The sequence below is a fragment of the Evtepia sp. genome, assembly GCF_056797215.1.
In genome coordinates this window covers 39,154-65,230 of sequence record NZ_JBQILM010000001.1, presented here as the reverse complement: position 1 = coordinate 65,230, position 26,077 = coordinate 39,154, and the positions used below count along the sequence as shown (strand labels likewise).

The 26,077-nt window shown below is 58.0% G+C and carries 26 protein-coding genes and 1 tRNA gene; 12 read left to right on the top strand and 15 right to left on the bottom strand.

Annotated features, from left to right (window positions below; translation table 11 throughout):
• Positions 1-22 precede the first annotated feature (22 nt).
• Positions 23-232 carry a helix-turn-helix domain-containing protein gene (locus ACTOZL_RS00330; RefSeq protein WP_482476043.1) on the bottom strand — a complete coding sequence of 70 codons (210 nt, stop codon included), beginning with the start codon at positions 230-232 and terminating at the stop codon, positions 23-25.
• A gap of 159 nt (positions 233-391) precedes the next feature.
• Here ACTOZL_RS00330 and ACTOZL_RS00325 point away from each other — a divergent pair, with 159 nt between their 5' ends.
• The 4 genes from ACTOZL_RS00325 to ACTOZL_RS00310 all read left to right on the top strand — a co-directional run bounded on the left by ACTOZL_RS00325 (position 392) and on the right by ACTOZL_RS00310 (position 3,349).
• Positions 392-745, top strand: a complete 354-nt coding sequence (locus ACTOZL_RS00325) for a helix-turn-helix domain-containing protein (protein ID WP_482476042.1) — start codon at positions 392-394, stop codon at positions 743-745.
• The gene (locus tag ACTOZL_RS00320; protein ID WP_482476041.1) at positions 729-1,436 is read left to right on the top strand and encodes an ImmA/IrrE family metallo-endopeptidase; all 708 of its coding nucleotides are present in this window, start codon (positions 729-731) and stop codon (positions 1,434-1,436) included. Before ACTOZL_RS00325 ends, ACTOZL_RS00320 begins: the two co-directional genes overlap by 17 nt.
• Positions 1,437-1,482: 46 nt before the next feature.
• Positions 1,483-1,761: a hypothetical protein gene (locus ACTOZL_RS00315; protein WP_482476040.1), complete on the top strand. Its 279-nt coding sequence runs from the start codon at positions 1,483-1,485 to the stop codon at positions 1,759-1,761.
• Positions 1,762-1,930: 169 nt separating this feature from the next.
• Complete coding sequence (locus ACTOZL_RS00310; protein WP_482476039.1) at positions 1,931-3,349, top strand: tyrosine-type recombinase/integrase; 1,419 nt, start codon at positions 1,931-1,933, stop codon at positions 3,347-3,349.
• A gap of 138 nt (positions 3,350-3,487) precedes the next feature.
• Here ACTOZL_RS00310 and ACTOZL_RS00305 read toward each other — a convergent pair.
• The 4 genes from ACTOZL_RS00305 to polA form a co-directional block, all read right to left on the bottom strand.
• Positions 3,488-3,563, bottom strand: a tRNA-Thr gene (locus ACTOZL_RS00305).
• A gap of 245 nt (positions 3,564-3,808) precedes the next feature.
• Positions 3,809-4,819, bottom strand: coding sequence for a tRNA (adenosine(37)-N6)-threonylcarbamoyltransferase complex transferase subunit TsaD (gene tsaD / locus ACTOZL_RS00300; protein ID WP_482476038.1), 1,011 nt, complete (start codon positions 4,817-4,819; stop codon positions 3,809-3,811).
• Positions 4,816-5,277 (bottom strand): ribosomal protein S18-alanine N-acetyltransferase, encoded by a 462-nt coding sequence (rimI, locus tag ACTOZL_RS00295; protein ID WP_482476037.1) that lies wholly within the window; start codon positions 5,275-5,277, stop codon positions 4,816-4,818. Before rimI ends, tsaD begins: the two co-directional genes overlap by 4 nt.
• On the bottom strand, positions 5,274-7,898 hold the full coding sequence (gene polA / locus ACTOZL_RS00290; RefSeq protein ID WP_482476036.1) for a DNA polymerase I: 2,625 nt from the start codon (positions 7,896-7,898) through the stop codon (positions 5,274-5,276). The genes rimI and polA overlap by 4 nt, the downstream gene beginning before the upstream one ends.
• A gap of 145 nt (positions 7,899-8,043) precedes the next feature.
• Here polA and ACTOZL_RS00285 point away from each other — a divergent pair, with 145 nt between their 5' ends.
• Complete coding sequence (locus ACTOZL_RS00285; protein WP_482476035.1) at positions 8,044-8,763, top strand: hypothetical protein; 720 nt, start codon at positions 8,044-8,046, stop codon at positions 8,761-8,763.
• A 52-nt stretch (positions 8,764-8,815) separates the two neighbouring features.
• Here ACTOZL_RS00285 and ACTOZL_RS00280 read toward each other — a convergent pair whose 3' ends face one another.
• Positions 8,816-9,040 (bottom strand): helix-turn-helix domain-containing protein, encoded by a 225-nt coding sequence (locus tag ACTOZL_RS00280; RefSeq protein ID WP_482476034.1) that lies wholly within the window; start codon positions 9,038-9,040, stop codon positions 8,816-8,818.
• A gap of 156 nt (positions 9,041-9,196) precedes the next feature.
• Between ACTOZL_RS00280 and ACTOZL_RS00275 the strand changes: the two genes are divergently transcribed.
• Together ACTOZL_RS00275 and ACTOZL_RS00270 are read left to right on the top strand one after the other, a co-directional pair.
• Complete coding sequence (locus tag ACTOZL_RS00275) at positions 9,197-9,532, top strand: hypothetical protein (protein WP_482476033.1); 336 nt, start codon at positions 9,197-9,199, stop codon at positions 9,530-9,532.
• Positions 9,533-9,565: 33 nt separating this feature from the next.
• On the top strand, positions 9,566-10,201 hold the full coding sequence (locus ACTOZL_RS00270) for a hypothetical protein (RefSeq protein WP_482476032.1): 636 nt from the start codon (positions 9,566-9,568) through the stop codon (positions 10,199-10,201).
• A gap of 167 nt (positions 10,202-10,368) precedes the next feature.
• Here ACTOZL_RS00270 and ACTOZL_RS00265 read toward each other — a convergent pair whose 3' ends face one another.
• From ACTOZL_RS00265 to ACTOZL_RS00240, 6 genes are all read right to left on the bottom strand, one after another.
• The gene (locus ACTOZL_RS00265; protein ID WP_482476030.1) at positions 10,369-10,911 is read right to left on the bottom strand and encodes a rubredoxin-like domain-containing protein; all 543 of its coding nucleotides are present in this window, start codon (positions 10,909-10,911) and stop codon (positions 10,369-10,371) included.
• Positions 10,912-11,132: 221 nt separating this feature from the next.
• The gene (locus ACTOZL_RS00260; RefSeq protein WP_482476029.1) at positions 11,133-11,723 is read right to left on the bottom strand and encodes a ribonuclease M5; all 591 of its coding nucleotides are present in this window, start codon (positions 11,721-11,723) and stop codon (positions 11,133-11,135) included.
• Complete coding sequence (gene holA, locus ACTOZL_RS00255) at positions 11,717-12,772, bottom strand: DNA polymerase III subunit delta (protein WP_482476027.1); 1,056 nt, start codon at positions 12,770-12,772, stop codon at positions 11,717-11,719. Before holA ends, ACTOZL_RS00260 begins: the two co-directional genes overlap by 7 nt.
• 23 nt (positions 12,773-12,795) lie before the next feature.
• A complete protein-coding gene (locus tag ACTOZL_RS00250) occupies positions 12,796-15,042 on the bottom strand; it encodes a DNA internalization-related competence protein ComEC/Rec2 (RefSeq protein ID WP_482476026.1) in 2,247 nt (748 codons plus the stop codon).
• The gene (locus ACTOZL_RS00245; protein WP_482476025.1) at positions 15,039-15,242 is read right to left on the bottom strand and encodes a helix-turn-helix domain-containing protein; all 204 of its coding nucleotides are present in this window, start codon (positions 15,240-15,242) and stop codon (positions 15,039-15,041) included. Before ACTOZL_RS00245 ends, ACTOZL_RS00250 begins: the two co-directional genes overlap by 4 nt.
• 274 nt (positions 15,243-15,516) lie before the next feature.
• Positions 15,517-15,855 (bottom strand): histidine triad nucleotide-binding protein, encoded by a 339-nt coding sequence (locus ACTOZL_RS00240; protein WP_482476023.1) that lies wholly within the window; start codon positions 15,853-15,855, stop codon positions 15,517-15,519.
• 346 nt (positions 15,856-16,201) lie between these two features.
• Between ACTOZL_RS00240 and ACTOZL_RS00235 the strand changes: the two genes are divergently transcribed.
• The 5 genes from ACTOZL_RS00235 to ACTOZL_RS00215 all read left to right on the top strand — a co-directional run bounded on the left by ACTOZL_RS00235 (position 16,202) and on the right by ACTOZL_RS00215 (position 23,679).
• The gene (locus tag ACTOZL_RS00235) at positions 16,202-17,338 is read left to right on the top strand and encodes an exonuclease SbcCD subunit D (protein WP_482476022.1); all 1,137 of its coding nucleotides are present in this window, start codon (positions 16,202-16,204) and stop codon (positions 17,336-17,338) included.
• A complete protein-coding gene (locus ACTOZL_RS00230) occupies positions 17,335-20,109 on the top strand; it encodes an AAA family ATPase (RefSeq protein ID WP_482476021.1) in 2,775 nt (924 codons plus the stop codon). The genes ACTOZL_RS00235 and ACTOZL_RS00230 overlap by 4 nt, the downstream gene beginning before the upstream one ends.
• 232 nt (positions 20,110-20,341) lie before the next feature.
• Positions 20,342-20,833: a DUF4358 domain-containing protein gene (locus tag ACTOZL_RS00225; RefSeq protein ID WP_482476020.1), complete on the top strand. Its 492-nt coding sequence runs from the start codon at positions 20,342-20,344 to the stop codon at positions 20,831-20,833.
• 146 nt (positions 20,834-20,979) lie between these two features.
• Positions 20,980-21,672 (top strand): response regulator transcription factor, encoded by a 693-nt coding sequence (locus ACTOZL_RS00220; protein WP_482476019.1) that lies wholly within the window; start codon positions 20,980-20,982, stop codon positions 21,670-21,672.
• 3 nt (positions 21,673-21,675) lie between these two features.
• Positions 21,676-23,679 carry a sensor histidine kinase gene (locus ACTOZL_RS00215; RefSeq protein ID WP_482476017.1) on the top strand — a complete coding sequence of 668 codons (2,004 nt, stop codon included), beginning with the start codon at positions 21,676-21,678 and terminating at the stop codon, positions 23,677-23,679.
• A gap of 59 nt (positions 23,680-23,738) precedes the next feature.
• Here ACTOZL_RS00215 and ACTOZL_RS00210 read toward each other — a convergent pair whose 3' ends face one another.
• From ACTOZL_RS00210 to ACTOZL_RS00200, 3 genes are all read right to left on the bottom strand, one after another.
• On the bottom strand, positions 23,739-24,014 hold the full coding sequence (locus tag ACTOZL_RS00210; protein WP_482476015.1) for a hypothetical protein: 276 nt from the start codon (positions 24,012-24,014) through the stop codon (positions 23,739-23,741).
• A gap of 174 nt (positions 24,015-24,188) precedes the next feature.
• Positions 24,189-25,064, bottom strand: a complete 876-nt coding sequence (locus tag ACTOZL_RS00205; protein WP_482476014.1) for a DMT family transporter — start codon at positions 25,062-25,064, stop codon at positions 24,189-24,191.
• Positions 25,054-25,890 carry a helix-turn-helix domain-containing protein gene (locus ACTOZL_RS00200; protein WP_482476012.1) on the bottom strand — a complete coding sequence of 279 codons (837 nt, stop codon included), beginning with the start codon at positions 25,888-25,890 and terminating at the stop codon, positions 25,054-25,056. Before ACTOZL_RS00200 ends, ACTOZL_RS00205 begins: the two co-directional genes overlap by 11 nt.
• Positions 25,891-26,077 lie beyond the last annotated feature (187 nt).

The following is a 26,077-nucleotide window of genomic DNA, read 5'->3' as shown; positions in this document are numbered from 1 at the left end:
CTATCCAGCCCAGCTTTTGCGTTTACGTAATATCCCTGGCAAAAAAAATCGCAGTCGGGTCTTCAATGCTGAGGATTTCACAAAGTTTCTGAATTTCCTTTCGATAGAAATCACTTTTTCCGTTCATTTTTCGGTATAATGTTGCTTCATCTATGCCTAGAGATGCTGCAACCTGACGAAGGGTAAGTCCAGATAGCACCACCTTTGCCTTGAATCGCTTTTCATCAAACATCGCGTCTCACCTCCGTTCTTACGTTTCCGTAAGGACACTATACCAGCACATTCGCGCAAAGTCAATACCTAAACGCAAATTATTTGATTTTTTTTGCGTTTGAGTATTGCATTTTTGCAAGTTTTGGTTTATACTCTTTTACGAGAAAGGGGGGATTTCATGGATTTCAAAGACATACTCAAAAATCGACGTGCAGAGCTCGACCTTACTCTTGATGAAATCGGGCGTTATGTCGGCGTGAGCGGAGCAACTGTGTCCCGCTGGGAAAAGGGCGATATCGAAAATATCCGGCGTGACAAAATCGCGAAGCTGGCCGAAGTATTGCAAGTGACCCCCGCCTACTTGATGGGCTGGCCAGAAAGTAACTCTGAGCTGCCAGAGTCACTCCCAGAAGAAATGGTTATTTTGAATCGTGCCGCAAAAAACATGACTCCAGAACAACTTCAGCGGCTGTTAAACATGGCAAAGTTAATGTTTGAGGAGGAATTTGACTTTAATGACGAACACGCCTGACTACCATAAAGCCACCAATATGGCTTACGCTGTTCTCGCTTCTTTGCATATATCTTCGCTGCCGATCAGCACCCTCAGCATCATCGGGTACTGCCCGCATTTGCGGGTCATCCCCTACACAGAAGCGTGCGCCCGTTTTGGCCTAAAATGGGATGAATACATGGCGCTGAATGTCAGCGAAAGGGGATACATTTGCCGAAAAGGAGAAAACGCCATTATTTTCTATAATGACACCATCGGCTTTGAAATCATTCGCTTTACGCTTGCCCATGAACTGGGGCACTACTTGCTGGACCACACGGCAGAAACCAGCGTCAGTGACAGAGAAGCGAATTGCTTTGCCAGAAACCTCCTCTGCCCTGTTCCAATTACAGATCATTTTAATCTTCAAGATGTTGATAACTGCTGCAATCTCTATGCGGTATCACCTCCAGCAGCGGAGGTTGTTCTTGATAAACGCGAGTTAGACCGTTATCACATAACCGACCATCACTACCAAACGATGATCCAGCTTTTTGGCTTAGAGAATATTACAAAAGCAGAACAGTTAAATCCCTATTCCACGCAAACCATTAGTGCTTTTTTTGATTTTTCCACTCAAAATTATGACAGTGCTTTCACCCTGAAATGCTGTCAACCACATCAGACCCGTTCCGCTTATGCCCTTGAATGGAATTCTGTGATTGGGTGAGACTCTAAACAACTATTTAATCTAAACAGAAAGGAATCGGAAACTCATGGACAGAGATAACGTTATCCTAATCAATATCTTAAAGGATGCAGAACAAGGAACACTTTCAAAACGAAAATGGCGTAGCTACGGTTGTATATCTGAACCAGAAATGCAAGATTTTTTAGATACCCTTATTCATACAGGCTGTATCATTCAACACAATGTTCCCCCCAATACCGCAAGGGACGGACACAACCGTGAATTGATCCGTTGGCGCAATGATCCGTATTTTTCCATTACTGAAAGGGGAAAAGAACATCTAAGGAACATCCGAGATTATTAAAAGCAAAAAACCGCCCCCGGCGTTACCAGCACCGAGGGCGGGAGCGCCGCAGATGTTACCAGCATACTACGGCAAAACACAATGAAACGAAGTCGATAAACTAAGGCCCCATTGCGCCCTTTAGTATACCACATCGGAGGGCAGGGGCGCAAGCGTGGAAGGAGGAAAAATGGCGACCATCGCTAAGCGAGGGAAAAGCTATAAGATCACCGTCTCCCAGGGATACGACCATAAAGGGAACCGTCTCCGCCAGCACCTGACGTGGACACCCGATCCCGGCATGACGGAGCGGCAGATCAAAAAGGAGCTGGAGCGGCAGGCGGTACTATTCGAGGAAAAAGTTTTGAGCGGGGCCGCCGTCGATTCCAGCATCCGTTTTGCGGACTTCGCAGAGAAGTTTATGAAGGAGTATGCGGAGCTCTATCTAAAGGCGAAAACGGTCCACGGTTACCGGGAAAACTTGAAGCGGATCAACCAGGCCATCGGCCACATCAAACTTTCCAGCCTGCGCACAGCCCACATCAACAGCCTTTACCGGAATCTCCAGGAAGAGGGGGTGCGCAACCGGTCCATCGCAATCTGCAAGGTGAACCTAAAAGCACAGGTCGGCACCCAGCGCGGGGCCATGACAGCCTTTGCGGAACGTGCCGGTATAAGCCGGTCCACGCTGAAGCAGGCCGTGGAAGGAAAGCCGGTCAGTCAATCGACCGCAGCGGCCATTGCCCTGGCTCTGAACACCACCCCCGGGAAACTCTTTACCCTGGCCTCTCACGTCGAGCCTTTGGCACCGGCTACCGTGCTGTCATATCACCACACAGTATCCACGATTCTATCCCGTGCAGTCAAGTGGGGCTATCTGTCTAGCAACCCCGCAGACAACGCAGAGAAGCCCGCGCTGGGCCGCAGAGAGGCTGCCTACCTGGAAGAAGCCGACGCTCGGCGGCTCCTGGAGCTGCTGCAAGACGAGCCCATTCGCTGGCGGATCATCATCACCTTTGACCTGTTCTCCGGGCTGCGCCGCGGGGAACTGCTGGGGCTGCGATGGCAGGACGTCAATCTGGATGCCCACACCATCACCATCCGCCAGACCTCCAATTACATCCCAGAACGAGGTGTGTATACAGACACCCCGAAAAATGAAACATCCATCCGCCCATTGCTCCTTTCGACCCCAGCCGTCTTGATGTTGCTGGAGTACCAGCGCTGGCAGGACGCGCAGCGGGAAAAGCTGGGCGACGCCTGGGCCGATCAGGACGGGCGGGTATTTACCACAGAACTTGGCGCCCCTCTTTTCCCCGACAGCGTAACCCAGTGGTTCGGAAAATTCGTTGCCCGGGCCGGGCTGCCGAAAGTAACCGTCCATTCCCTCCGGCACACCTATGCCACCTTGATGATTGCCGACGGCGCACCTTTGGTGGTAGTCTCTAAGCAGCTGAGCCACGCCCAGACCAGCACCACCGCAAACATTTATGCACACGCTATTGCCTCCGCCCAGGCGAAAGCCATGGAGACCTTTGACCGGTTCTCTGACCTGGTAGGCGAGGCCGATCCACCAAAAGAAAAAAGCAAAAAGGCAGCGGGAGATTGAACCTCTCCCGCTGCTTTTCTTCTCGTATTCTGCGGTACTTTTTACGGCTTTGGGCACCAAACGGGCACCAAAACGCGAAAATGTACATCCTCCGAAAAAGCGAAAAGCCCTCAAACCGTTGCAGTTCAAGGGCTTCCATGGAGCTACTGGCCGGACTTGAACCGGCGACCTGCTGATTACGAATCAGCTGCTCTACCAACTGAGCCACAGTAGCAAGGGGGAATCAGCGGGGACTATTATACCACGGGGGGCAGGATTCGTCAAGGATAAAATTCTTCTAATACAATTCGTATAGGGAAGCCTTACATTTCCGGGCTGCCCTAGAAAATCATCAACTTTTTGCCTCTGGATTCTACAAAAAGTTATCCACACTTTCCACCGGGTTTTCCACACCCCTGTGGAAAACTTGTGCACAACTGTTTATAGTTTTCCCCATTCTCCCCAACTTTGTCCACAGTGTTACCCCAAAGAAATCTCCCGGTTGGCATAGGCGTTCAAATCCGTACCCCCTCGATTCCCTGCCAAATACTCATAATATCCCTGGCTGCCGATCATCGCACCGTTGTCTCCACAGAGCTTTAACGGCGGTAGGTAAAGGGAAATCCCCCTCTCTTGGCAGGCAGCTTCCAGCTCTCTACGAATCCGGGAATTGGCCGCCACGCCCCCCACTACGGCCACCTTCCCATAGCCCAACATCTCAGCCGTCTCCATGGTCCGGGGCACCAACTCCCGGCTCACAGCGGCGGAGAAAGAGGCCGCCAAGTCTGCCACCGGCAGCGCCTCCCCTTTCTGTTGGATTTTGTGGATCTGGTTCAGCATGGCAGTTTTCAGGCCGGAAAAGGACATATCCAGGGGGGCATCCTGGACGTGAACAGCTGGCAAGGAAAAAGCCTTGTCATCCCCTCCCCGGGCGGCACGATCCAACGGCCCACCGCCGGGATAACCTAGGCCCATCACGCGAGCAATCTTGTCAAAGCACTCCCCCGCCGCATCGTCCCGGGTGGCCCCTAAAATCTCCATCTCCGTATACCTCCGCACGTCCACAATCAGGGAGGTCCCCCCCGAGACACACAGGCAAACGAAGGGCGGCTCTAGCTCCCGATGTGCGATATAGTTGGCGGCGATGTGCCCCCGGACATGGTGGACCGGGATCAGCGGCACCCCCAGGGCATAGGCCACAGACTTGGCAAAGTTCACCCCCACCAGCACCGCGCCGATGAGCCCAGGGGCGTAGGTCACTGCCACGGCGTCGATCTCCCCCCGGGTGACCCCCGCTTTCTCCAAGGCCGCATCTGCCAGGTCTGCAATCACCTCAATGTGCTTCCGGGAGGCGATCTCCGGCACCACACCGCCGTAAAGCTTGTGCATTTCTACAGAAGAGGCGATGCAGTCCGCCAACACCTCCCGCCCGTCTTTCACCAAGGCTACCGCCGTCTCATCACAGGAGGATTCTACCGCAAGTATTATCATAGGCTTTCTTCCTTTCTCCCAAACTGCCGGGTCAACAGGAGGGCATCCTCTTTGGGGGCTTCATAATAGTCCCGCCGCCGGCCGGCCTCCTGGAAGCCGTGCTTCCGGTACAGGGCCACCGCAGCCTCATTGGATGGACGGACTTCCAAGGTTAGGAACGCCAGCTTTTCTTCCCCGAAACGGCAGAACACATCCAGCAGCCGGTCCGCAATGCCCTGGCGGCGGCAGTCCGGGCGGACCGCCACATTATCAATATAGCCCTCATCTAAAATCACATGGAGGCCTGCGTAACCCAGCACACTCCCGTCCTCCCCCTCAGCCACAATGAAGGATGCGGTATCGTTGTACAACTCCTCTGCCAGCATAGCCTCGCTCCAAGGGGTGGCAAAGCACAGGCGTTCCAGCTCCGCCACCCCAGCCAGGTGGGAGCGATCCATGGGTACCAACGTATAGTTCATGCCTTGGCCTCCCCCCAGCTCTGGCCCACACCGGCGTCAGCAGTGAGGGGCACTGCCAGTTCCACTACTTTCTCCATCTCTTCCTCCAGTAAAGCTTTTACCTTGTCAGCCTCCCCCTGGGGACACTCCACGATGAGTTCGTCGTGGACCTGCAGCACCAGCCGGGCCTCCAACCCCTGCTCCTTCAAAGCCTGGGCCACCCGGATCATGGCCAGCTTCATTACGTCCGCTGCCGTACCCTGGATGGGCATGTTCAAGGCCACCCGCTCGCCGAAAGAGCGGAGGTTAAAGTTGGCAGAGCGCAGCTCCGGCAGCCAGCGGCGGCGGCCCATGAGGGTGGCCACGTAGCCGTCCTTCTTGGCCTGCTCCTTGATCTCATACATATAGGCCCGGACCCCCGCGAAGGTCTCCAAATACCTATTCATGTACTCCTTGGCCTCTTTCTGGCTGACCCCGATATCCTGGGCCAAGGAAAAGCCAGAAATGCCGTAGACGATGCCGAAGTTCACCGCCTTAGCCCGGCGGCGCAGCTCCTGGCTCACCTCCTCCGGCGGCAGGCCGAACACCTGGGCGGCGGTATGGGTGTGGACATCCTCCCCGGAGAGGAAGCTCTGGATCATCCGCTCATCCCCAGAGATGCAGGCCAGCAATCGCAGCTCGATCTGGGAGTAGTCCGCATCCACCAGCACCCAGTCCTGGGGGGCGATGAACATGGTCCGCAGCTGAGCCCCCAGAGGGGTGCGCACAGGGATATTCTGCAAATTTGGCTCCGTGGAGGACAAGCGCCCGGTGGCGGTGACGGTATTCTGGAAGGATGTGTGGATGCGCCCGTCTGGGCCGATCCCACGGGCCAGGCCCTCCACATAGGTGGAGTTCAGCTTGGTAAGCTGCCGGTACTCTAAGAGCTTGTCAATCATAGGGTGGGCGGGACGGAGCTTCTCCAACACTTCGGCGCTGGTGGAGTAGCCCGTCTTGGTCTTTTTGATGGGGGACAGGCCCAGCTTTTCAAAGAGGATTTTTCCCAACTGCTGGGTGGAGTTCAGGTTGAACTGCTCCCCGGCCTGGGCAAATATCTCCTTCTCCAAGGCGGCGATCTCCTCCCGCAATGTTTCGCCAAACTGTTCCAAAGCCGCCCGGTCCACCAGCATCCCCTGCTTCTCCATCTCCGCCAGCACAGGGCACAAGGGCAGCTCGATCTGCTCCAACACCCCCATCAGGCCCAATTCCTCCAGTTTGGGTCGGAGAACCCCCCAAAGGGCCTCCACCCAGACGGCATCCCCATACCAAGTTCCACTGGTGGTAGGCTCTGCTAGATCCTCAGTAAAGTAGGACTGCGCCAGCTTGCGCAGTTCATAGCTCCCCGCCGTGGGGTCCAAGAGGTAGGCCGCCAGCTCCGTGTCAAAAACAAAGCCCTCATAGGGCTGGTCCCGCTCCGCCAGGGCCCGGCACAGCTCCTTGACCCCGTGGGCCACCTTTTTGACCTTCCCGGAGAACAGCGCCGAGAGCAGCGCCGGGTAGTCCCCCTGGTAACTCGCCTCCTCCGCCGTCCAGAGCATCTCCCCCTCTTGCCCCAGGTACACCGCCACCCCTGTGAGGCCCGGTTGGGCCAGCACGGTCACATGTTCCGCCGCCTCCCAGCGGAGCAAGGCCTGGGCCAAATCCTCTGCCGTGGCCAGAGGGCACAGCTGGGCTGTGGTGGCGGGGGCGGCCTCCTGGGTCGCCGGGGCGTGGACGGTATCCAAACCCAGTTGGGTGATGAGCTTGAACAGCTCCAACTTCTCCAACAGCGCCCGCAGAGGGCCAGCGTTCACCGGCTTGCGCAGGGTATCCTCCGGCGCGAACTCCAAGGGCGCGTCGCAGCGGATGGTACATAACTCATAGGACTGGAAGGCACTCTCCCGCCCCTCGGTGAGCTTTTTTACCATGGCAGGCTTAGCGGGGGTATCTGGGGCAGTGACCACGTCGGGAAGCTGGTCATAGAGGTGGTCGATGGAGCCGTACATCTGCACCAGACCCATGGCCGTCTTTTCCCCCACCCCCTTCACCCCGGGAATGTTGTCGGAGGCGTCCCCCATCAAAGCTTTCAGGTCAATGATGTGTATGGGGTCGAAGCCGTATTCCTCCCGGAAGGTATCCGGGTCCATCTCCCGGGTGGTGGTCTTGCCGCTGCGGGTGGTCACCAGCTCCACATAGGTGTGGGGGGTGATGAGCTGAAGGGAATCCTTGTCCCCGGTGGCGATGCGGCAGTCCCAGCCCGCTGCCTCGCACTTGCGGGAGATGGTGCCGATCAAGTCGTCGGCCTCCCACCCCGCCATCTCATAACAAGGGATGTTCATTGCATCCAACACCTGCTTGAGCATGGGGATCTGTACCGCCAATTCCTCGGGCATCTTCTTCCGCTGGGCTTTGTACCCCTCATAGGCCAGGTGGCGGAAGGTGGGCTCCTTCCGGTCAAAGGTGATGCACAAGCCGTCGGGGTCCACCTCGTCCACCATGCGGCGCAAAATGTTCAAGAAGCCAAAGATGGCCTGGGTAGGGAAGCCCTCCTTGTTGCTCAGGGGGCGGATGCCAAAAAAGGCCCGGTTAACAATGGAATTCCCATCAATCACCAGCAGCTTCATAGTCTCACTTCCTCATTGCTTTCATATCCTGAATGGTTCCCATTCTTTTCTGAGCTCTATTGTAACAAGGTTTGGCGGGAAAAGCAACGGTGGGGCCGTGGGCCCGGCGTTTTCCCCAAAGCTTTACGAAGTAGGAGGACTGACTATGAAACGATCCCTATGCCTCATCGCCGCCCTGGCCCTTATCCTCACCGCCTGCGCACAGCCCAGCCTGGAAGCCAGCCAAGAACAGCGCTATCAAATGGCCGTGGCCCGTTTGGAGGCAGGCTTCCCCGCCTCTGCCCTGCCCCTGTTCCGGAGCCTGGGGCACTACCGGGACGCCGCCCTTCAGCGCCGCCACTGTGCCTTTGCCGCCCTGCGGTCCTACATCGCCAGCCACGGCGCCCCCTACACCCCCATGGATGACGGCGGCGCCGTGATCACCTACAACAGCGCCCTCACCCAGGCCGGAAGCATCACCCGCTATGCCGCCCTGGACCAGGGGGGCCGGTTAGTCTTGGGTTGCGGCAGGGCCTCGGAGGCCTTGGGGAGCTGGGTCTACTCCATCACCCTAGAGGAGAACAGCAGCTATGCCGAGACCAGCTTCCTGGGGCTCCAACGCCTGGGCGCCCCCACCTTTTTCCAGGGCAACGCCTCCCTGTTCCTGTGCAACTACGCCCAGAACCGCAGCGTGGATCTGCCTGTGACACAGTGGCAGGACCGCCAATGCGTGTTCCCTCAGCGGCAGCTCTCCGAAGCCTATAGCCCTCGGGATATGCAGGCCATCCAGACCCTGCCGGCGGCGGTGGAGATGCTTTTCCGGGAAAGCGGCGTCACCTTGGGGGATTTGGGGTTTTGGGACGCGGAGGATACCGTAGCATCCTAAATACGTCCCTCAGCGCAGGCGGCATTCTCCTCCCATGCCGCCTGCGCTGTTTCTATGTCTTTTTCCGGGGGTACGGGGTTTTTACATCCGTAATCCCTAACAGGTAATCCACGCTGGTGTTATGATACTGGCACAGCTTGATGAGTACCTCTGTGGGGATGTCCCGCTTACCCATCTCATAGTTGGAATAGCACACTTGGGAGCAGTGCAAGTAGTCTGCAAGCTCTTTTTGCAACAAATCTCTGTCCTCCCTAAGATCGCGTATTCTTTTATACATTTTTTGAATCTCTCCTTGGCGTCATGCCTTTTAACGTATCCAAAAAAAGTATAGGTATAACATTTTGTTATCTTGACTTATATAACAAAATGTTATATCATGTGTGATATATTCGTCGGCCGCGAAACAAAAGACAGAAAAGAAAGGTATGATCCCATGAAACGAATTGTAGCACTTTTGTTGTCCTTGACCCTATTGCTCCCCCTGTTCCCCTCCGCCTTAGCTGCGCCAGGGGATGCCACAAAACCTGGGGAATCCAGCACAAATACGCTGTCCCTTGACCCCACTCAGATCGGCCCTGTCGCCTTTGCCATGCAGCTATGCAAGTACACAGTGGACACTGCTGTGCAGACCCTAAATGACACAGCAGCAGAAACCACCGCAACGCCAACCGTGGCAACCCCCAAACTCGACAATACGGACCTCTCTATTGTTGCGTATACTGTTCTGCTGACGATGATTCCCATTGTGCATGAGATTGTTGGCCTCTAAAATTGCCCAGAGAACGAAATGAGGTAGCAAGCCGTGAAATACTTTCTCCCCCTCCTGCTGTCTATATTATTGTGCCTTTCCGCCTGCAACAGCTCTGATCACACGGCAGCCCAGGAGAACAATGTGCCATCCCAGCAAGAGATCCCCTCAAAAAACAAAATTAAGGATCAATCTGCACCACTCCAAGCTGCACAGGACACAGGTTTTTCTACCATAAACATCGGGGACTCTATCACATTAGACTTCGCTGCACTCACATTTGACGCTGCCTCCTGGTCTGACACGATCATGCCCACAGACACCAGCGGCTTTTACTCCTATATGTCAGATATCGATGGTGAAAGCTACTTTTGGCTGCGTGGTACACTGAAAAATACAGCAGGGAGCGCCTACAATGTGAGCAATATGGTTGCAAAAATCACATTTGATGAGAAATATACTTACAACGCATGGCTCATCGCGGAAGATGATGGTACTGACTTTTATGGGTATCTTGTGAATCCCTTATCCTCCGTAACCTATTACATCTATTCCTCCATTCCCGATGAATTAAAAACAATGTACTCCTCCTGTCAGGTCCGCTTCGGGTTTTCGGAAACATTCAGTGGTTCAAGTTATGACAGCTTCGAGGAATGTTCGTACCGCTATGTCATGTCCTTATCCAAATAGCTCAAGGCTGGGGGTACATTGTTGCGCCGCCCCAATAAAACGAACAACAGACAAAAACCCCCTATGTAGGAAACTAAGACTACATAGGGGGTACTGGTTATGTCAGGAAAAGCGGGAACAAGTTTCCCTGTTCCCGCTTAAAAATGCTAGACTTTGCTTGTATTTTCTTACTTGAAGTACCGCTCCAGCAGGCCCTTGAAAGCCTTACCATGGCGGGCCTCGTCCCGGGCCATCTCGTGGACGGTGTCGTGGATGGCGTCCAGGTTCAGGGCCTTGGCGCGCTTGGCCAGGTCGGTCTTGCCCATGGTAGCGCCGTTCTCGGCCTCCACGCGCATTTCCAGGTTCTTCTTGGTGGAGGGGGTCACCACCTCGCCCAGGAGCTCGGCGAACTTGGCAGCGTGCTCAGCCTCTTCATAGGCTGCCTTCTCCCAATACAGGCCGATCTCAGGATAGCCCTCCCGGTGGGCCACACGGGCCATGGCCAGGTACATACCCACTTCGGTACATTCGCCATTGAAGTTGGCGCGCAGATCTTCCAAAATATCTTCGGGCACACCCTCAGCCACGCCCACAACGTGCTCAGCAGCCCAAGCCATCTCGGGGCCCTGCTCCACGAACTTGCTGCCAGCTGCGTGGCACTGGGGGCATTCTGCGGGGGCGGAATCGCCCTCATGGACATAACCGCAAACGCTGCAAACATACTTACTCATAATTCATATCCTCCATACTTCGCCCCTATATCCAGGGGCTGGTTTTCTATTGTAGATCATCCAGCGGAGCTTTCCGCCGGGCTTTTACGCTTTCTATTCTACACGGCATAGTTTGTTTTGTAAACCCCTTGGCCACCTAGTTTTTCTGCTTTTTTTCATTTGTTTGGTGATGAAAGTCACAGCAAGGGATCAGCAGCGGGCCTACCATGGTTGCGCCCTGCTCATAAGCTGTGGATCAGCTCCATCAACCCCTCCCGGTCATACAGGGCAGAGAGCACCGGCAGCATGGCGTTGGGAGAGAGATGCTCTGGCAGGCCCAGGGCTTCCAGGAGCTTTTTCCGCTTTTCCCGGCTCCCCGCGCCCCCGGACAGCCCCCAAGCATAGAGGTCCGCCTTGGTCAGGGGTTCCCCCCGGGCTGCCCCTGGTGGCAAATCCAGAAAGGTGGCGCCCCCCCGCCGCAGGGCTTGTTCCAGCACCGGCTGGGACATGCCCTCCACCCCCAGCTTCCCCTCCTTGCCCGGGCGGCGCTTCCGGCGCTCTTTGCCCTTCTGGTCGGGGATATAGGCGTGCTTCACCTGCTCCTTGGGCAGGGCGCTTTTCAGGTAGTTGCGGATCACAAATCCCGCCCCGTCACTGTCGGTGAGGACGATGAGCCCCCGCTTCTCCGCCACCCGCCGGAGCAGGTCCAACTGTGCCTTGTCGTGAAAAATCCCGAAGCCGCTGGTCTCTAAGATAACGGTGTCCACCAGCTGGGCCAGGGTGTTTTTGTCATAACGGCCCTCCACCACGATGGCCTCTTGAATCCTCAACATGCCCGGCCCCCCGCCGCCAGCTCCAGCATTAGGGACAGGAGCAGGTCCTGGCTGTCCGCCCCGGCCACCGACTTCATGGCCAGGTCTGTCTGGGCACAGCGGGCCACGGCGTGTTTGCACCAGTTCAACCCATGGCGGTGGGCCCCGCCCATGAGCTTTTCCGCCGGATAGCTGGAACGCATCCCCCACAGCTCCGCCAGGTAGCTGGCCCCTCGTCCTGCCTCCAAGGCCACCCGGGCGGTGTACAACTGCCGGAAGTGCTTCCCCAGCACCGCAAGAATCATAATGGGGGCGTTTTGCAGGCGCAGAAGGTCGTTGAGGACGGAAAACGCCTTGTCGCTGTTGCCCTGGGTGAGGGCGTCGGTCATCTGGAACACCACCGCGTCGATCACCGGAATGGCCACTGTGTCGATATCTGCCCGGCGAATTTGCCGCTCCTTGGCATAGGCGCCGATCTTCTCGATCTCCGTGATGAGGCCATTCATCAGGTCGCCGCAGAGGAAGATCAGGTACTGGGCATCTGCCGGGTCGATGTCGTGGCCCAGGGCCCGGAAGCGGCGGCGGACCCAGTCCATTAGATCCGTCTGGCTCTGGCGGGTAAACTCCACCACCTGGCCGTGGGCTTTGATGGCCCCTGCCAGCTTCTTCATCCGGGCATCGCTCTTATAGGGGACGGTATCGTAGAGGAACACCAGGCAGCAGTAGCTGGGCAAGTCCCCCAGGAGCTGGGCCATCAGGTTCCGTTCCCCCTCTGGGGCCTTGAAGAGGTCGTAGTCGTTGACCACAATCATGGTGTGGGGGCTCATCATAGGCAGGGCATCCACCGTCTCCCCCAGGCGCTGGGCGGTGAGGCCCTTGCCAGGGAGGGGGTGGTAATTGAAGCCCTCCATGCCCTCTGGAATGAGGGCGGTTTTCAGGCGTTCCAGGTAGTAGTCCCGCAGATAGGTCTCCTCCCCGTGGAAGATATACAGGGGGGCGGTGGTGCCCTCTGCCAGGTCTTTTTTGAACTGCCGGTAGGCAGCGGAGGTGGTTTCTTTTTTCTTTGCCATGGTCTTCTCCTGCTGTGGTTTTTTCAATGGTTCCCATTGGCGTAGAGGGTAATGGTACCGTTCCCGTCGGTACGATAAATCTCCGCCCCAATGGCGCTCAGACGGTCCAGGACGTCCTGGGTGGGATGGCCGAAGGTATTACGGCCCACGGAGATCACGGCGGTCTCTGGGCGGGTCTGCTCCAACAGCGCCTTCCCTGTGGAGTATTTGGAGCCATGATGGCCGGCGACGAGGACCTCCACATCCGGCAAATCCTCCCGGGCCAACAGGCGTTCTTCTGCCTCTATGGGCATATCCCCGGTGACCAGGGCCTCCCATTCCCCGCTGCGTGCCAAGACGGCCAGACAGTTTTCATTGCTCCCCCCGCCGTCCCCCACCGGGGCATAGAAGCGCAGCTCCCCCTTGCCGAAGTCCGCCCGGGAGGTGGTGGTAATATAGTGGATGGGAGTCCCCGCCTCTGCCGCCAGGGCTTCGATCTCCTGGCGCAAGTCGTTTTCGGCCTGGAAGTCCGGCATGGCAATGGCGTTCACCTGCATGCGGCCCATGAGCTCCGGCACACCTCCGGCGTGGTCACTGTCGTAGTGGGTGAGCACCAACAGGTCGATGCTGCTGCGGCCCAGGGACTGCAAATACCCTGCCGCCGTGTCCCCTGGACTGTAGCTGCCGCCGCAGTCCACCAGGGCACAGGCACTGCCGGAGGTGAACACGATGCTCTGCCCCTGGCCCACATCCAGCACCGTCATCACCATATCCCAGCGCCGGACGCTCTCCACCGTCAACAGGGTAGAAAAGCACAGGGCCGCCACACAGACGCAAAGGGGGAGCATGGGCCGCTTCCCTTGCAACGGTGCGAAGAGGTACAGCAGCACCAGCCCATACACCAACAGTATCCACAGGGTGTAATAAATCGAGTGCATCCCCACCGCGGCCAGGGGGAAACGGCTGGCCGCGGCGCTGTACCAGAAGAAACCGTCCACCGGCCAGCCCACCGCCGCCGCCACAAGCTGCCCCAGGGGCAGGTACACAAAACCCAGCACCACCGAGAGCAGGCCACCCAGAAAGGCTATGGATACCGCCCATGTGGTGAGCAGGTTGGACAGGGGAGCGATCAGGGAGAACTGTCCAAAGTACAGGGCGGAGAGGGGGATGGTAAACAGCATAGTCCCCAGGCTCACCGCCACCGTCCCCACCAGGGGCCCCACCCAGCGGCGCCAGGGCCTGGGGAATTTTTGCAGCCAAGCCCTGCTCCACGGCTGTCCAAAAACAAAGATTCCCACCGTGGACAGAAAGGAAAACTGCAAGCCGGGGTTGGCAATGGCGTAGGGGTTCAGGGCCAGCAAAACCAGCAAGCCCGCGCTGAGGCTCACCATGGGGTGGGTCTCCCGGCGGATGTGGGTGCCGATAAGGGACAGGGTAGCCAAAATGGCCGCCCGGACAGTCCCCGGTGCGCTGCCGGTCATCAGAGTGAAGCAGAGAACCCCCGCCAGCAGCAGCACCAGGCTTCCCCGCCGCTCTGGCTTCAAAAACAAGGTCAAGAACCCCAGCAGGAAGGAGACGTGCAGGCCGGAAATCACCACCACATGGCTCAGCCCCACCCGCTTGAAGTTGTTCTGGTCCACCTGGTCCAGCCCTGACTTGTCCCCGGTGAGCAGGGCCCGGAGAAACCCCGCCTGCTTTTCGGGATAGAGCTGGTCAATCCGCTCCCGCACCGTGCCAGCCAGGATGGTCAGGGCGTAACGGGCCGGGACCCCCTGGGCCCTGTCCACTTCCACCGGGCCGTAGCCCTTGAGCTTGAGCAAGACCCCCTTGGAGGGGTAGTACAAGCTCTCCTCCCCCGCCATCCTGTCGGCAGGGGTACACCGCGCCACGCAGGACAGACGGTCCCCCGGGCGCAGGTCCAGGAGGGTACTCTCTCCATAAAAGATGGCCTTTCCCTTCCGCCCATCCGCTTCCCCGGCCCGGACAGTGATGCGGCAGCCGTAGTCTGTCTCCTCCGGCCACTCCACCACCACCGCCTCTAGGCGGACAGTCCGGTTTTCCATGGCCTGGGCAGGGGCGTGGAAGATGGCGCCGTAGGCCGTCAGCCACAGCAGGGCCAGGGCAGCCCCCAGCACCGCCGGCCGGACGCGCCACTGCCGCTTGGTCAGAAGCAGCCCCAGCCAAAGGGCCAGGCACAGTACCCCCACCGGGAGGGGCCAGCCCGTCCCCGGCAGATAGGCCCCTGGCAGTGCGGCCAGGACACACCCCGCCGCAACATACAGCAGGGTCATGGCTGGTCTGTCCTGCCCAGGATGTAGTCCGTGGACGTATGGTACAGCTCCGCCAGCTTGAGCACCGCCCAGGTGGGAATTTCCCGCTCCCCGGATTCATAGCGGCGGTAAACGCTGCGGTGCATATTCAAGTAGTCTGCAACTGCTTTTTGACTTTTGTCATGATCTTCTCTTAGATCCTTTATTCTGCGAAAATACATCGGTATCACCGATAGAAATGTTACCAATTGGTAGCATTCTTATCGGCTCTTTGGCCCCGAATGGGGCCTTTTCGCAGAAAAAAGGGGCGGCCCGCAGGCCACCCCTAAAGCCTCGCAGAGTTCGCGTCCGCAGACGAGAAGCAATTCTGAGCCGTTTTTGGGGTGGCTTTGCCGCCCCAAAAACACTTCTCGGCCTGCAAGTGTGCCCGAAGGGTGCACGCAGTCAGGCCGCAACCTCTACATCAAAAAAGCTTTGCTTTTTTGATGCGCTGATTTATCCGGGAGGCCAGGTCATGTCACGTCCACCTAGAACATGGAAATGCAGGTGGAATACGCTTTGGCCCGCCCGCTCGCCGCAGTTGGACACCACACGGAAATCCTGGAGCCCCAGCTCCTTGGTGACCTTGGAAATCACCTGGAAGCAATGGCCCACCACAGCGGCGTTCTCCGCCGTAACCTCCCCGCAGGAGACAATGTGCTCCTTGGGGATCACCAAGAAGTGGGTGGGCGCCTGGGGATCAATGTCATAAAAGGCATAGCACAGCTCGTCCTCATAGACCTTCTTCGAGGGGATTTCACCGGCTATGATCTTGCAAAACAAACAATCATTCATGGGGATCACTCCTTTATTTTTGCCTTGTAGATTTTGTCAAATTCTGTTATACTGACCCTGCCGTCCGTTCTCCGACCTGTAATGGGAAGGAGGTGATTCCCATGATGGACGTTCTAAACTTTATACTGGCCGTCGCCGCAAGTGTCCTCGCATATTACATCTGCAAGTGGCTTGACGACCAGAACCGCAACGGACGGTAAGCAAATGGACCCCCTGGAAAGCTGCCACTTTCTAGGGGGTCCGCTTCCCATAACGGACGTTCAATTTTCGGGCGCATATATTGTAGCACAGAGTCCTAAGATATGCAAGCACTTTTCCCCATCCACCCTGCCCAAAGGAGGCCACAATGAAGCTCATCCATCTCTCCGACCTGCACCTGGGCAAGCGGGTCAACGAGTTTTCCATGCTGGAGGACCAGCGCCACATTTTGTCCCAGATCACCGCCATGGTGGAGGCGGAGCGGCCCGATGCCGTGCTCATCGCCGGGGATGTCTTTGACAAGCCCACCCCCTCCGCCGAAGCCGTCACCCTGCTGGACAGCTTCCTGGTGGACCTGTCCAGCCTGGCCTGCCCGGTGTTCCTCATCAGCGGGAACCACGACTCCCCGGAGCGCTTGGCCTTCGGGGGGCGGCTCATGGCGGGCAGCGGCATCCACTTGGCCCCGGTGTACGACGGCCAGGTGCGCCCCTTCCTGCTTCAGGACAGCCACGGCACGGTAGCCCTATACCTCCTGCCCTTTTTGAAGCCCGCCCAGCTCCGGCGCTTTTTCCCCGATGCGGAGCTGGACTCCTACACCGACGCCCTCCGCACCGCCATCGCCGCCATGGACCTGGACCCCCAGGCCCGCAACGTGCTGGTAACCCACCAGTTCGTCACCGGGGCCACCCGCTCGGAATCTGAGGAGATTTCCGTGGGCGGGACGGACAACGTAGACGCCAGCGTCTTTGACCCCTTTGACTATGTGGCCCTTGGCCATCTCCACAGCCCCCAAACCGTGGGACGGGAGACCTTGCGCTACTGTGGCACGCCCCTGAAATACGCCTTTTCTGAAACCAAGGAGAAGTCCGTCACGGTGGTGGAACTAGGGGAAAAGGGGGACACCAAGGTCCGCACCCTCCCCCTCACCCCTCTGCGGGCGATGGTGGAGCTGCGGGGGTGTTACGAAGAACTGACCCGCCGGAGCTTTTATGAACACACCAACTACCAGGAGGACTACGTCCACATCACCCTCACCGATGAGATGGACATCCCAGAAGCCATGGGAAAGCTGCGGACCATCTATCACAAGCTCATGAAGCTCAGCTACGACAATGGCCGCACCCGCGCCGCCGCCAGCACTCAAACTGGGGAAAGGGAGCCCCCCGCCTCTCCCCTGGCGTTGCTGGAAGAATTTTACCAGGCCCAGAACGGTGCCTCTCTGTCCCCGGAACAGCGGCGCTTCGCCCAAAGCCTAATGGAAGAGATTTGGGAGGGACTGTCATGAGGCCACTACACCTGACCCTCTCCGCCTTTGGCCCTTATGCCGGACAGGTGGAGCTTCCCCTAGAAACCCTGGGCACCCAGGGCCTTTATCTCATCACCGGGGACACCGGCGCGGGAAAGACCAGCATTTTCGACGCCATCACCTTCGCCCTCTACGGGGAGGCCAGCGGGACAAACCGCAGCCCCGCCATGCTCCGCTCCAAATACGCCGCCCCAGACACCCCCACCTTCGTGGAGCTGCGCTTTTCCTATGACGGGGAAACCTATACCGTCCGCCGTAACCCGGAATACCTGCGTCCGGCCAAGCGGGGGGGCGGGTTGACGAAGCAGCGGGGGGAAGCGGAGCTCACCCGCCCCGACGGGACGGTGGTCACCAAGCTTCAAGAGGTCAACGCCGCCGTCACGGAGCTGTTGGGCCTGGACCGGACCCAGTTCTCCCAGGTAGCCATGCTGGCCCAGGGGGATTTCCTCAAGCTACTGCTGGCGGACACCAACGAACGGCAGAAAATCTTCCGGGAGCTGTTCCACACCCGCTGCTACCAGAGCTTCCAAGACCGCCTCAAGGCGGAGAGCAGCCAGCTCCACAGCCAGTGCGACGCCGCCCGGGCCAGTGTCCAGCAGTACATCGGCGGGGTCAGTTGTCCCGAAGGGGACCCCCTAGCTCCCCTTCTGATAGAAGCCCAGGCAGGGGCCCTGCCCATCCAGGAAACCATCTCCCTGATTGAGACCTTGATCCAGCAGGACCAGCAGGGGGAGGCCCACTGCCAAGCCAAGCTTGCCGTCCTGGACAAGGCCCTGGCGGAGGTGAACACCCTTCTGGGCAAGGCCGAAACAGCGGAACAAACCCGCACCGGCTTACTCCAAGCCCAGGCCCAGCAGGCCGCGCTACAACCCAAGGCGGAACAGTGCAAGCAGGCACTGGAAGAGGCCCAGGCCCAACAGCCCCGGCTGGAAGCCTTGGCCCAGGAAATTGCCGCCCTGGAAGCCCAGCTCCCCCACTATCAGGAGGCAACCCAGCAGGCCAAAACCCTGGCCAAGCTGGAAACCCAAATCCAAACGGAGCGGCATAGGCAAGGGGCGTTGGAGCAAGAGCGGCAGGCATTGGAGGCCCAGGCTGATGCCCTTCAGGCAGAGGCGGCCGCCCTCTCCTCCCTCCAAGCCCTAGCGGCGGAGCAAGAAGCCTTGGACCTCCGGCAGGCCCAGGCCAGGGAGCGGCAAAAGGGCCTTACCGCCCTGCTGCACCTGCTCTCCCGCTACAACGATGTCAAAGACCAGCTAGAGGCCGCGCAACTTGACTACCAGGAGGCAGCCCAAAGGGCAGAAGCAGCGGAGCTGGAACACCACCGCCAGACCCGGGCTTTCTTGGACGCCCAAGCAGGCCTCCTAGCCCAAAGTCTCCAACCCGGTCTCCCCTGCCCAGTGTGCGGTTCCCTCCACCACCCCACCCCGGCCTCGCCGCCCCAAGAGGCTCCCACCGAAGCGGCGCTGGACAAACTCCGTAAGGCGGCGGAGGCCGCTGGCAAACGCGCGGCGGAACAGAGCTTAGCGGCGGGGAAGCTCCGTGCCACCGTCGAGGAACGGGCAGCCCAGCTTCTTTCCCAGATGGAGGCCTATGTGGCATCCCCTGTGCTGTCTGACGCGGGGGAACAGCTCGCCGCCTGTCAAGCAAGGCTCCATGGGGAAGCCCAGGCCATGGCGGAGGCAGCCCAAGCACTGCAAACACGCCTCACCCGGCGGCAGGCCTTGGAGGCATTGCTTCCCCAGCAGGAGGCAAAGCACCAAGCGGCCCTCCAAGCCATAGCCCAGAACCGGGAGGCCCTGGCTGGGGCGGAGAGCCGCCGGGAGGAGGTCGCCAAACAGCTGGCGGCCCTCCGGGCCCGTCTCCCCTACCCAGACGCCCAAACGGCCCAGGCCCGGCGGGATGCCCTGGGGGCGGAAAAGGCAGGTCTCACCGCCGCCCTAGCCCAGGCCGTCCAGGCCCACAGCGACTGCCAACAGGCCCTGTCCAACACCGCCGCCACCATCCGGCAGTTGGAGGCCTTATTGGCCCAGGCAGAGCCTGTGGATATCCCCGCCCAGCAGGCCCGGCGTACAGAGCTGCAAGCCCAGCGGCAGCACTGGGAGGCCCAGCAACAAGGCCTCCACGCCCGCCGCAGTTCCAACGCCGCCGCCCTGGCACGGCTTCAGGGACAAGCTGCCAGCTTGACCCAACTGGAAGCCCGCTACACCTGGGTGCGGGACCTGTCCAACACCGTCAACGGCACCCTCCCCGGCCGGGAGAAGTTGGCTCTGGAAACCTATGTCCAGGTCCGCTTCTTCCAGCGGGTGATTCAAAAGGCCAACCTCCGCTTCATGGTGATGTCCGGGGGACAATATGAGCTGCGCCGCCGGGAGGAGGCGGAAAGCCGGCAGAAGCAGAGCGGCCTAGAGCTGGAAATCATCGACCACTACAACGGCAGCCGCCGCAGCGTTCGCTCCCTCTCCGGCGGAGAGTCCTTCCTGGCCTCCCTGGCCCTGGCCCTGGGCCTGGCGGACGAAATCCAGGCCAGCGCCGGGGGCATCCAAGTGGACAGCCTGTTCGTGGACGAGGGTTTCGGCAGCTTAGATGAGGAAACTTTACAGCAGGCCATCCGCGCCCTGGCCAATCTTTCTGCGGGAAACCGCCTGGTTGGGATTATTTCCCACGTGGCAGAGCTGAAAGAGCGCATTGAGAAGCAAATTGTGGTCAAAAAGGACATATCCGGCGGAAGTATGGCACATATTGTGGTGTGAAGGAAAATTCCTTCACAGAGAAATCGACCCCGTTCTCCTGTGGAGGACGGGGCCGATGGCTATTACTGGCTGGTTTCTACGGATTTTATGCTGGCAGCAAAGAGGCTGGTACGCTTTGCCACCTCTTCTGAGGGGGACTTCACAGCCTTCCCCTTGCATCCCCACAAAAATATGGTATACTATAGCAGAAATTATCCACCATAACAAGTTGATCTGAGAAAGGACGAGCCCAATGAAACAACGTATCCTCTTCCCCCTGCTGTTGGCCCTACTCCTTCCCCTGCTCTCCGCCTGCGGCGGTGGAGGCACCCCAGCGGCAGACCACAGCCCAGAGGACTTGGCCGCCGCCATCCAGGGTGCCCGGGATGCGGAGGAAAACCAGGTTTTCCCCATCCTTACCACCTTTGAAGATGAGTACATCTTCTCCCTCCTGAGCCTGAGCGAGGCGGATGTATCCGCCTGCGCCGTATCTGTCTCCCCTATGAACGTCCGCGCCTATGGCATCGCCCTGGTGGTCCCGGCAGAGGGGAAGGCAGACACTGTCCTGGCAGGCCTGCAGGGCTTCATCGACCTACAGCAACAAAACTTTGAACACTACCTGCCGGACCAGTACGACATCGCCAAAAACGCCGTGTTGGAGACCTTTCCCAACGGCACCATCCTCCTGGCCATGTGCCAGGACAGCGGCAGCGTGGCGGCAAACATCCGCGCCGCACTGCAATGAGCCCAAGGAAGGGCCAACCCCCAAACGGGAGCCGAGGACTTGTGTTCTCGGCTCTTTTTGCGGGAACTTCATGAAATCTTAAAGAGAATCCCTGTTTTATCTTAAAGGGCTTCTGTGCTATCATACCAAGCGAAGGGGGAAGAGAGATGTACAACATTCTGATCTGCGACGACGACAAGGATATCGTCAACGCCTTAAAGCTCTATCTGGCCGACCCAAACTACCAAATGTTCGAGGCCTTTACCGGCCAGGAGGCCCTGGACATCATGGAGGAGCAGGACATCCACCTGATCCTCATGGACATCATGATGCCGGAGATGGACGGCATTTCCGCCATGACCAAGATACGGGTCCACAGCAACGTCCCCGTCATCCTCCTCACCGCCAAGAGCGAGGACACCGACAAAATCCTGGGGCTGAACGTAGGGGCCGACGACTACATTACCAAACCCTTTAACCCCGTGGAGGTAGCGGCACGGGTACGCTCCCAGCTCCGGCGGTATTTCCAGCTGGGCGGCGGGGCTGTGAAGAACGACAGCTACCAGGTGGGGGGCATCCAGCTGGACGACAAGAGCAAGGCCGTCACCCTGGACGGGGAACCGGTGTCCCTGACCCCCAAGGAGTATGAAATTTTGAAGCTGCTTATGACCACCCCCGGCAAGGTCTACTCCCCCAAGGAGATCTACCGGGTGGTCTGGAAGGAAAAGCCCTATGGCAGCGACAACACCGTGGCGGTCCACATCCGCCACCTGCGGGAAAAACTAGAGATCAACCCGGCAGAGCCCCGGTATTTGAAGGTCGTGTTCGGCCAGGGGTATAAGCTAGAGAAAGGACGGTAACCCATGAAACGTTGGATTCGTACCATACCCGGAAAGCTGAGCGTATTCCTAGTCACAATCCTTGCCCTATGTGTCCTGACACTCTGTGTACTGGGTGCGGCGGTAGCGGTAAGCGGTGACTTTTATACCCACACACGGGAGGCGGTTTTTCAGGATTATCAACAGTCAACCCTGCACACAGAGGTATATGACACGGTTCGAGCATTGGCGCGCCCTCTCGCCCAGCGGGGCGAAACCGTCGTCAATATCCCCGACCGGGGCATGGGCCTGCACTATATCATCTATGACGAAGGGGGAACTGTAGTCGCTGAATCTGAGGCGTCCGCCCAAACGAAATCTCTCGAGTATACACATAGCTTCTCCTTCTCCCTGGCCAACCAGGACGGGGCGCTGGTGATCGAGTGGTATGGGGAGAACTACAGCTTCACCACACAGGAGCTGACAGACCTCATCGAAAGGAACGAAGTGCCCTATACCATCAGCGTCGCTGTGGACGGGTCCCTAGATGGGCTTCATGGCAACGCAGCCCCGGTCCTTTGGCTGCTCGGCCTGACCTATGACCTGCGGTATGGCGTATATGCCATCGGTGCCATTGCGGCTGTTCTGGCTATTGCCTGTTACGTGGCCCTGCTGTGCGTCTCTGGACGGCGGCCGGACACAGAGGAATTGGTCCCGGGGCCGCTGCACCATGTCCCCATTGATTTTTTGATGGCCTTTGGGCTGGGGGTCTGCCTCTGCTGTGTATACGTAACCATGGACAACTACGTAGACACGGTATTCCTCATCACTCTGCTGGCGGCAGAGCTGATTACCGCTGCCGCTATCTGCCTGGGGCTGTCCATGAGTGTGGCCTGCCGCATCAAGGCCCACACCCTGTTGAAAAATACTGTGATCTGGTGGGCCTGCAAGCTGACCTGGCGGCTGTGTAAGCTGTGCTGGAAGTGGACAAAAGCCCTGGGGCGGTGGTGCAAGCGCCTGTGGGGCCGCTTCCTTCAGGGCACCCGGAAGCTCCCCATGATCTGGCGGACCTGCCTCATCGTTGCGGCCCTCTGCTTCTTGGAGCTGCTTTTCCTGGCTGGCTCTATGTACCATATGGAAAGCTATCTGGCTTTCTGGCTCTTGGAACACCTGATCCTGGTGCCTGTGATCCTCTTCGGTGCGCTGACCTTGCGGCGGCTCCAAGCGGGGGGGGAAGCCATGGCGGCGGGGGATCTGAACTACCAGGTAGACACCCACCGGATGTACTGGGACTTCAAAAAACACGGGGAAAACCTAAACAGCATTGCCCAGGGCATGACCCGGGCTGTGGAGCAGCGGCTGAAAAGTGAGCGGATGAAAACGGAGCTCATCACCAACGTCTCCCACGACATCAAGACCCCCCTGACCTCCATCATCAACTATGCCGACCTCATCGGCAAGGAGCCCTGCGACAACCCCAAGGTGGGGGAATACGCGGAAGTGCTGGGGCGGCAGTCCGACCGGCTGAAACGGCTCATTGAGGACCTGGTGGAGGCCTCCAAGGCCTCTACGGGGAATCTGGAAGTGCTGCTGGCCCCCTGCGAGGCGGAGAACTTCCTGCTACAGATTTCGGGGGAGTACGCCCAAAAGCTCTCCGACGCCGGTCTAGCGCTGGTGACCAACACCCCGGAACAGTCCCTGCGGGTGATGGCCGACGGGCGGCGGATGCTGCGGGTGTTCGACAACCTGATGAACAACATCTGCAAATACGCCCAGCGGGGCACCCGGGTCTACCTGACCTTGGAGGAGAAGGCGGGCATGGCCCAGATCACCTTCCGCAACACCTCCAGCGCCCCCCTGAACCTGACGCCGGAGGAGCTCATGGAGCGCTTTGTCCGGGGGGACAGCTCCCGCAGCAGCGAGGGCAACGGCCTGGGGCTGTCCATCGCCCGGAGCCTCACGGAGCTGCAAAAGGGCAGCTTCCATCTGGACGTGGATGGGGACCTGTTCAAGGTGACCCTCCGCTTCCCCCTCCTCTCCGACGAATAAATAGAAAGCGCAGGCCCTGCCAAGTGTCGCAAGGTCTGCGCTTTCTATCCTGTGTAGGCTTAGGCCTCCGGTGGAGTCTCCTGGGACATGCTCTCCGGGGCAGCAGGCTCCACTGTCTCCTCTTCCAGCGGGTCGGTGACATGGACGATGGGCTCCTCCAAGTCCTCCAACTCCACGGAGAAGAAGCCGTCCTCCTCCTGGCCCTCCAACTGGTCGGCAATGCTTTGGAGCGTCTCCTCAATCTCCTTCCGGTGGCGGTAGGCCGCGATGCCACCCAGGGCTGCGGTGACGGCACCGAAGAAAAGCATCCCGCCTAAGCCGTGTTTCTTTGCCATAGTGTTGTCCTCCTGACGATTGATGAAAGCAGGCACTGGGCCTACAGTTCAGAAAGCATTATACTACGGTTTGAGGGGTTGGTCAATTCCCTTGGGGCGTTGTATAGGGCAATACATTCGATAACGTTATAAAAAGGGAACTGCCAAACATATATTGGCAGTTCCCAACATATTTCACATCTTCTTCCCTGACAGGAGCAGTCCCGCCAGCGTCAGCGCTGTTCCAACAGCGGCCAGGGCGGTGATTTTTTCATGGAGGATTGCCACGGAAGTCACCACTGTAATCACAGGAACCATATAGATATAAACGCTTGTTTTGACCGCCCCCAGCGCCTTGACCGCAAAATTCCAGGTGACAAAGCACAGAGCCGATGCGCCCAGCCCCAAGAAGAGAATGTTGAACAGGTACACAGGGTTTGCAAGCCTTGGCAATTCCAGCTTGAAATCAAACAGAAAAAGCATTGGGAGCATAAACAGGATGCCATAGCAGAACACTCGCCGGGTGGTGAGAATAGTGTGGTAGCCGTAGCCGCTGATTTTCTTTGTCAGCACAGAATAACAGGCCCAAATCAGCGCGGCCAGCAGCGCCAGCAAATCCCCGGCGGGGTTCAGTTCCAGTTTGGAGCCACTGAAGCTGATCAGGGCAATCCCAGCCATTGCGACTACAAAGCCAATGAAAAAGCTGACAGGATGCCTTTCTTCTTTCAGAAACAGGTGGGACAGGATTGCCGTGAAAAATGGGGCTACGGAGATAATCACCCCGACATTGGAGGCCATTGTATAAGTTAGTGCGATATTTTCCAGCAGATAGTAAAGGCATATTCCACACAGGCCCGCAGCGGCAAAGGTCAACTCCTGCTGCCGGTTTGTCCCTCTCAAAGGTTGGGGATAAACAACCAGCAGGGCCAGCAACCCCATAACAAAGCGAAAAAACAATATTTCTACTGGCTGGAAGTCCACCAGCAGAATTTTGGTGGAGATAAAGGTCGTTCCCCAAATGATGATCGTAAGCAGGGCGGAAAGGTGGCCCGCTGTGCCGTTACCCTTCATGCGGCGCCTCCTCCGCATCTCTGAAAATGTCCCGATAGATACCGGGCGCCAATCCAATAAATCGGTTGAAATAATTGGAGAAGTGGCTTTGGTCGGAGAAGCCGGTTTGCAGCGCCGCCTCAACGGGGGGGACGCCTTGCTCTAACAGCTTTTTGGCCTTGCCAATACGAATGTTTTCCAGATAGCTGTACGGTGTGATGCCTTTTGAGCGGGCGAAAGCACGCAGCAAGGTAGATTTGCTCAATCCAGCACAGCGACAAATCTGATCCAGGTAAATCCGCTCGGCGTAATGTTGTTCCATAAAGGTGCAGGCTTTTTCAATTTCTTCCCGGCACTCCGGGACGCAGCTTTCAAAAGGCTGGCCGTATTGCTGGATTAACAGAGAAATCAGGAACAGCAGATTTTCCTCCTTTCCAAATTCATTGGAGCCTTTCATTACCAGCTCATGGAGTGGGCGCAGGTAGCAGGCAACTTCCTCATCAAAGATTACGTTTTGGGAAAACCCGGGTAGCTCCTGCCTGCCAGTGACTTCCTCCGCCAAATCCAACATGACCTCTTTGGTGATATTTAAGCCACGGTAATCCAGCGTACCGCCATCGCTTTGTACACAGGCGTGATTGTCCCCTGGGTTGAACAGAAGAGCATCGCCCTTTGCGATGGTATACTCCTGATTTTTACAGGACAGGACACGCGCTCCGTCCTCCATGAAGCCAATCACATAGTATTCATGAAAATGGTTCGGGAATGGCTGTACGATGCCCTCAAAACGGTAAGCCTCAATGTGTAGCTCGTCATCGTAGACCACCGTTCGCACTTCTTTTTTCATGCGGTGTACCTCCTTTTTCCAACCCATTATACCAGCCGATGGATTGCTCTGGCTTGTAAAATATCTTCATTTTTTTGCAGGACTGATAAAACGGCGCGGGGATGGGTCAGGCCGGTCCCTACAAAAAAGGTCGGCTCCCGGTCTTTTCCTCTTATGATATAATGTCATGGACAAGCTGTGCTGTCCA

What these genes read in the sequence shown, in the direction of transcription:
- ACTOZL_RS00330 (WP_482476043.1), bottom strand. Translation starts at nt 232, where the DNA reads ATGTTTGATGAAAAGCGATTCAAGGCAAAGGTGGTGCTATCTGGACTT.
- ACTOZL_RS00325 (WP_482476042.1), top strand. Translation starts at nt 392, where the DNA reads ATGGATTTCAAAGACATACTCAAAAATCGACGTGCAGAGCTCGACCTT.
- ACTOZL_RS00320 (WP_482476041.1), top strand. Translation starts at nt 729, where the DNA reads ATGACGAACACGCCTGACTACCATAAAGCCACCAATATGGCTTACGCT.
- ACTOZL_RS00315 (WP_482476040.1), top strand. Translation starts at nt 1,483, where the DNA reads ATGGACAGAGATAACGTTATCCTAATCAATATCTTAAAGGATGCAGAA.
- ACTOZL_RS00310 (WP_482476039.1), top strand. Translation starts at nt 1,931, where the DNA reads ATGGCGACCATCGCTAAGCGAGGGAAAAGCTATAAGATCACCGTCTCC.
- tsaD (WP_482476038.1), bottom strand. Translation starts at nt 4,819, where the DNA reads ATGATAATACTTGCGGTAGAATCCTCCTGTGATGAGACGGCGGTAGCC.
- rimI (WP_482476037.1), bottom strand. Translation starts at nt 5,277, where the DNA reads ATGAACTATACGTTGGTACCCATGGATCGCTCCCACCTGGCTGGGGTG.
- polA (WP_482476036.1), bottom strand. Translation starts at nt 7,898, where the DNA reads ATGAAGCTGCTGGTGATTGATGGGAATTCCATTGTTAACCGGGCCTTT.
- ACTOZL_RS00285 (WP_482476035.1), top strand. Translation starts at nt 8,044, where the DNA reads ATGAAACGATCCCTATGCCTCATCGCCGCCCTGGCCCTTATCCTCACC.
- ACTOZL_RS00280 (WP_482476034.1), bottom strand. Translation starts at nt 9,040, where the DNA reads ATGTATAAAAGAATACGCGATCTTAGGGAGGACAGAGATTTGTTGCAA.
- ACTOZL_RS00275 (WP_482476033.1), top strand. Translation starts at nt 9,197, where the DNA reads ATGAAACGAATTGTAGCACTTTTGTTGTCCTTGACCCTATTGCTCCCC.
- ACTOZL_RS00265 (WP_482476030.1), bottom strand. Translation starts at nt 10,911, where the DNA reads ATGAGTAAGTATGTTTGCAGCGTTTGCGGTTATGTCCATGAGGGCGAT.
- ACTOZL_RS00260 (WP_482476029.1), bottom strand. Translation starts at nt 11,723, where the DNA reads ATGTTGAGGATTCAAGAGGCCATCGTGGTGGAGGGCCGTTATGACAAA.
- holA (WP_482476027.1), bottom strand. Translation starts at nt 12,772, where the DNA reads ATGGCAAAGAAAAAAGAAACCACCTCCGCTGCCTACCGGCAGTTCAAA.
- ACTOZL_RS00250 (WP_482476026.1), bottom strand. Translation starts at nt 15,042, where the DNA reads ATGACCCTGCTGTATGTTGCGGCGGGGTGTGTCCTGGCCGCACTGCCA.
- ACTOZL_RS00245 (WP_482476025.1), bottom strand. Translation starts at nt 15,242, where the DNA reads ATGTATTTTCGCAGAATAAAGGATCTAAGAGAAGATCATGACAAAAGT.
- ACTOZL_RS00240 (WP_482476023.1), bottom strand. Translation starts at nt 15,855, where the DNA reads ATGAATGATTGTTTGTTTTGCAAGATCATAGCCGGTGAAATCCCCTCG.
- ACTOZL_RS00235 (WP_482476022.1), top strand. Translation starts at nt 16,202, where the DNA reads ATGAAGCTCATCCATCTCTCCGACCTGCACCTGGGCAAGCGGGTCAAC.
- ACTOZL_RS00230 (WP_482476021.1), top strand. Translation starts at nt 17,335, where the DNA reads ATGAGGCCACTACACCTGACCCTCTCCGCCTTTGGCCCTTATGCCGGA.
- ACTOZL_RS00225 (WP_482476020.1), top strand. Translation starts at nt 20,342, where the DNA reads ATGAAACAACGTATCCTCTTCCCCCTGCTGTTGGCCCTACTCCTTCCC.
- ACTOZL_RS00220 (WP_482476019.1), top strand. Translation starts at nt 20,980, where the DNA reads ATGTACAACATTCTGATCTGCGACGACGACAAGGATATCGTCAACGCC.
- ACTOZL_RS00215 (WP_482476017.1), top strand. Translation starts at nt 21,676, where the DNA reads ATGAAACGTTGGATTCGTACCATACCCGGAAAGCTGAGCGTATTCCTA.
- ACTOZL_RS00210 (WP_482476015.1), bottom strand. Translation starts at nt 24,014, where the DNA reads ATGGCAAAGAAACACGGCTTAGGCGGGATGCTTTTCTTCGGTGCCGTC.
- ACTOZL_RS00205 (WP_482476014.1), bottom strand. Translation starts at nt 25,064, where the DNA reads ATGAAGGGTAACGGCACAGCGGGCCACCTTTCCGCCCTGCTTACGATC.
- ACTOZL_RS00200 (WP_482476012.1), bottom strand. Translation starts at nt 25,890, where the DNA reads ATGAAAAAAGAAGTGCGAACGGTGGTCTACGATGACGAGCTACACATT.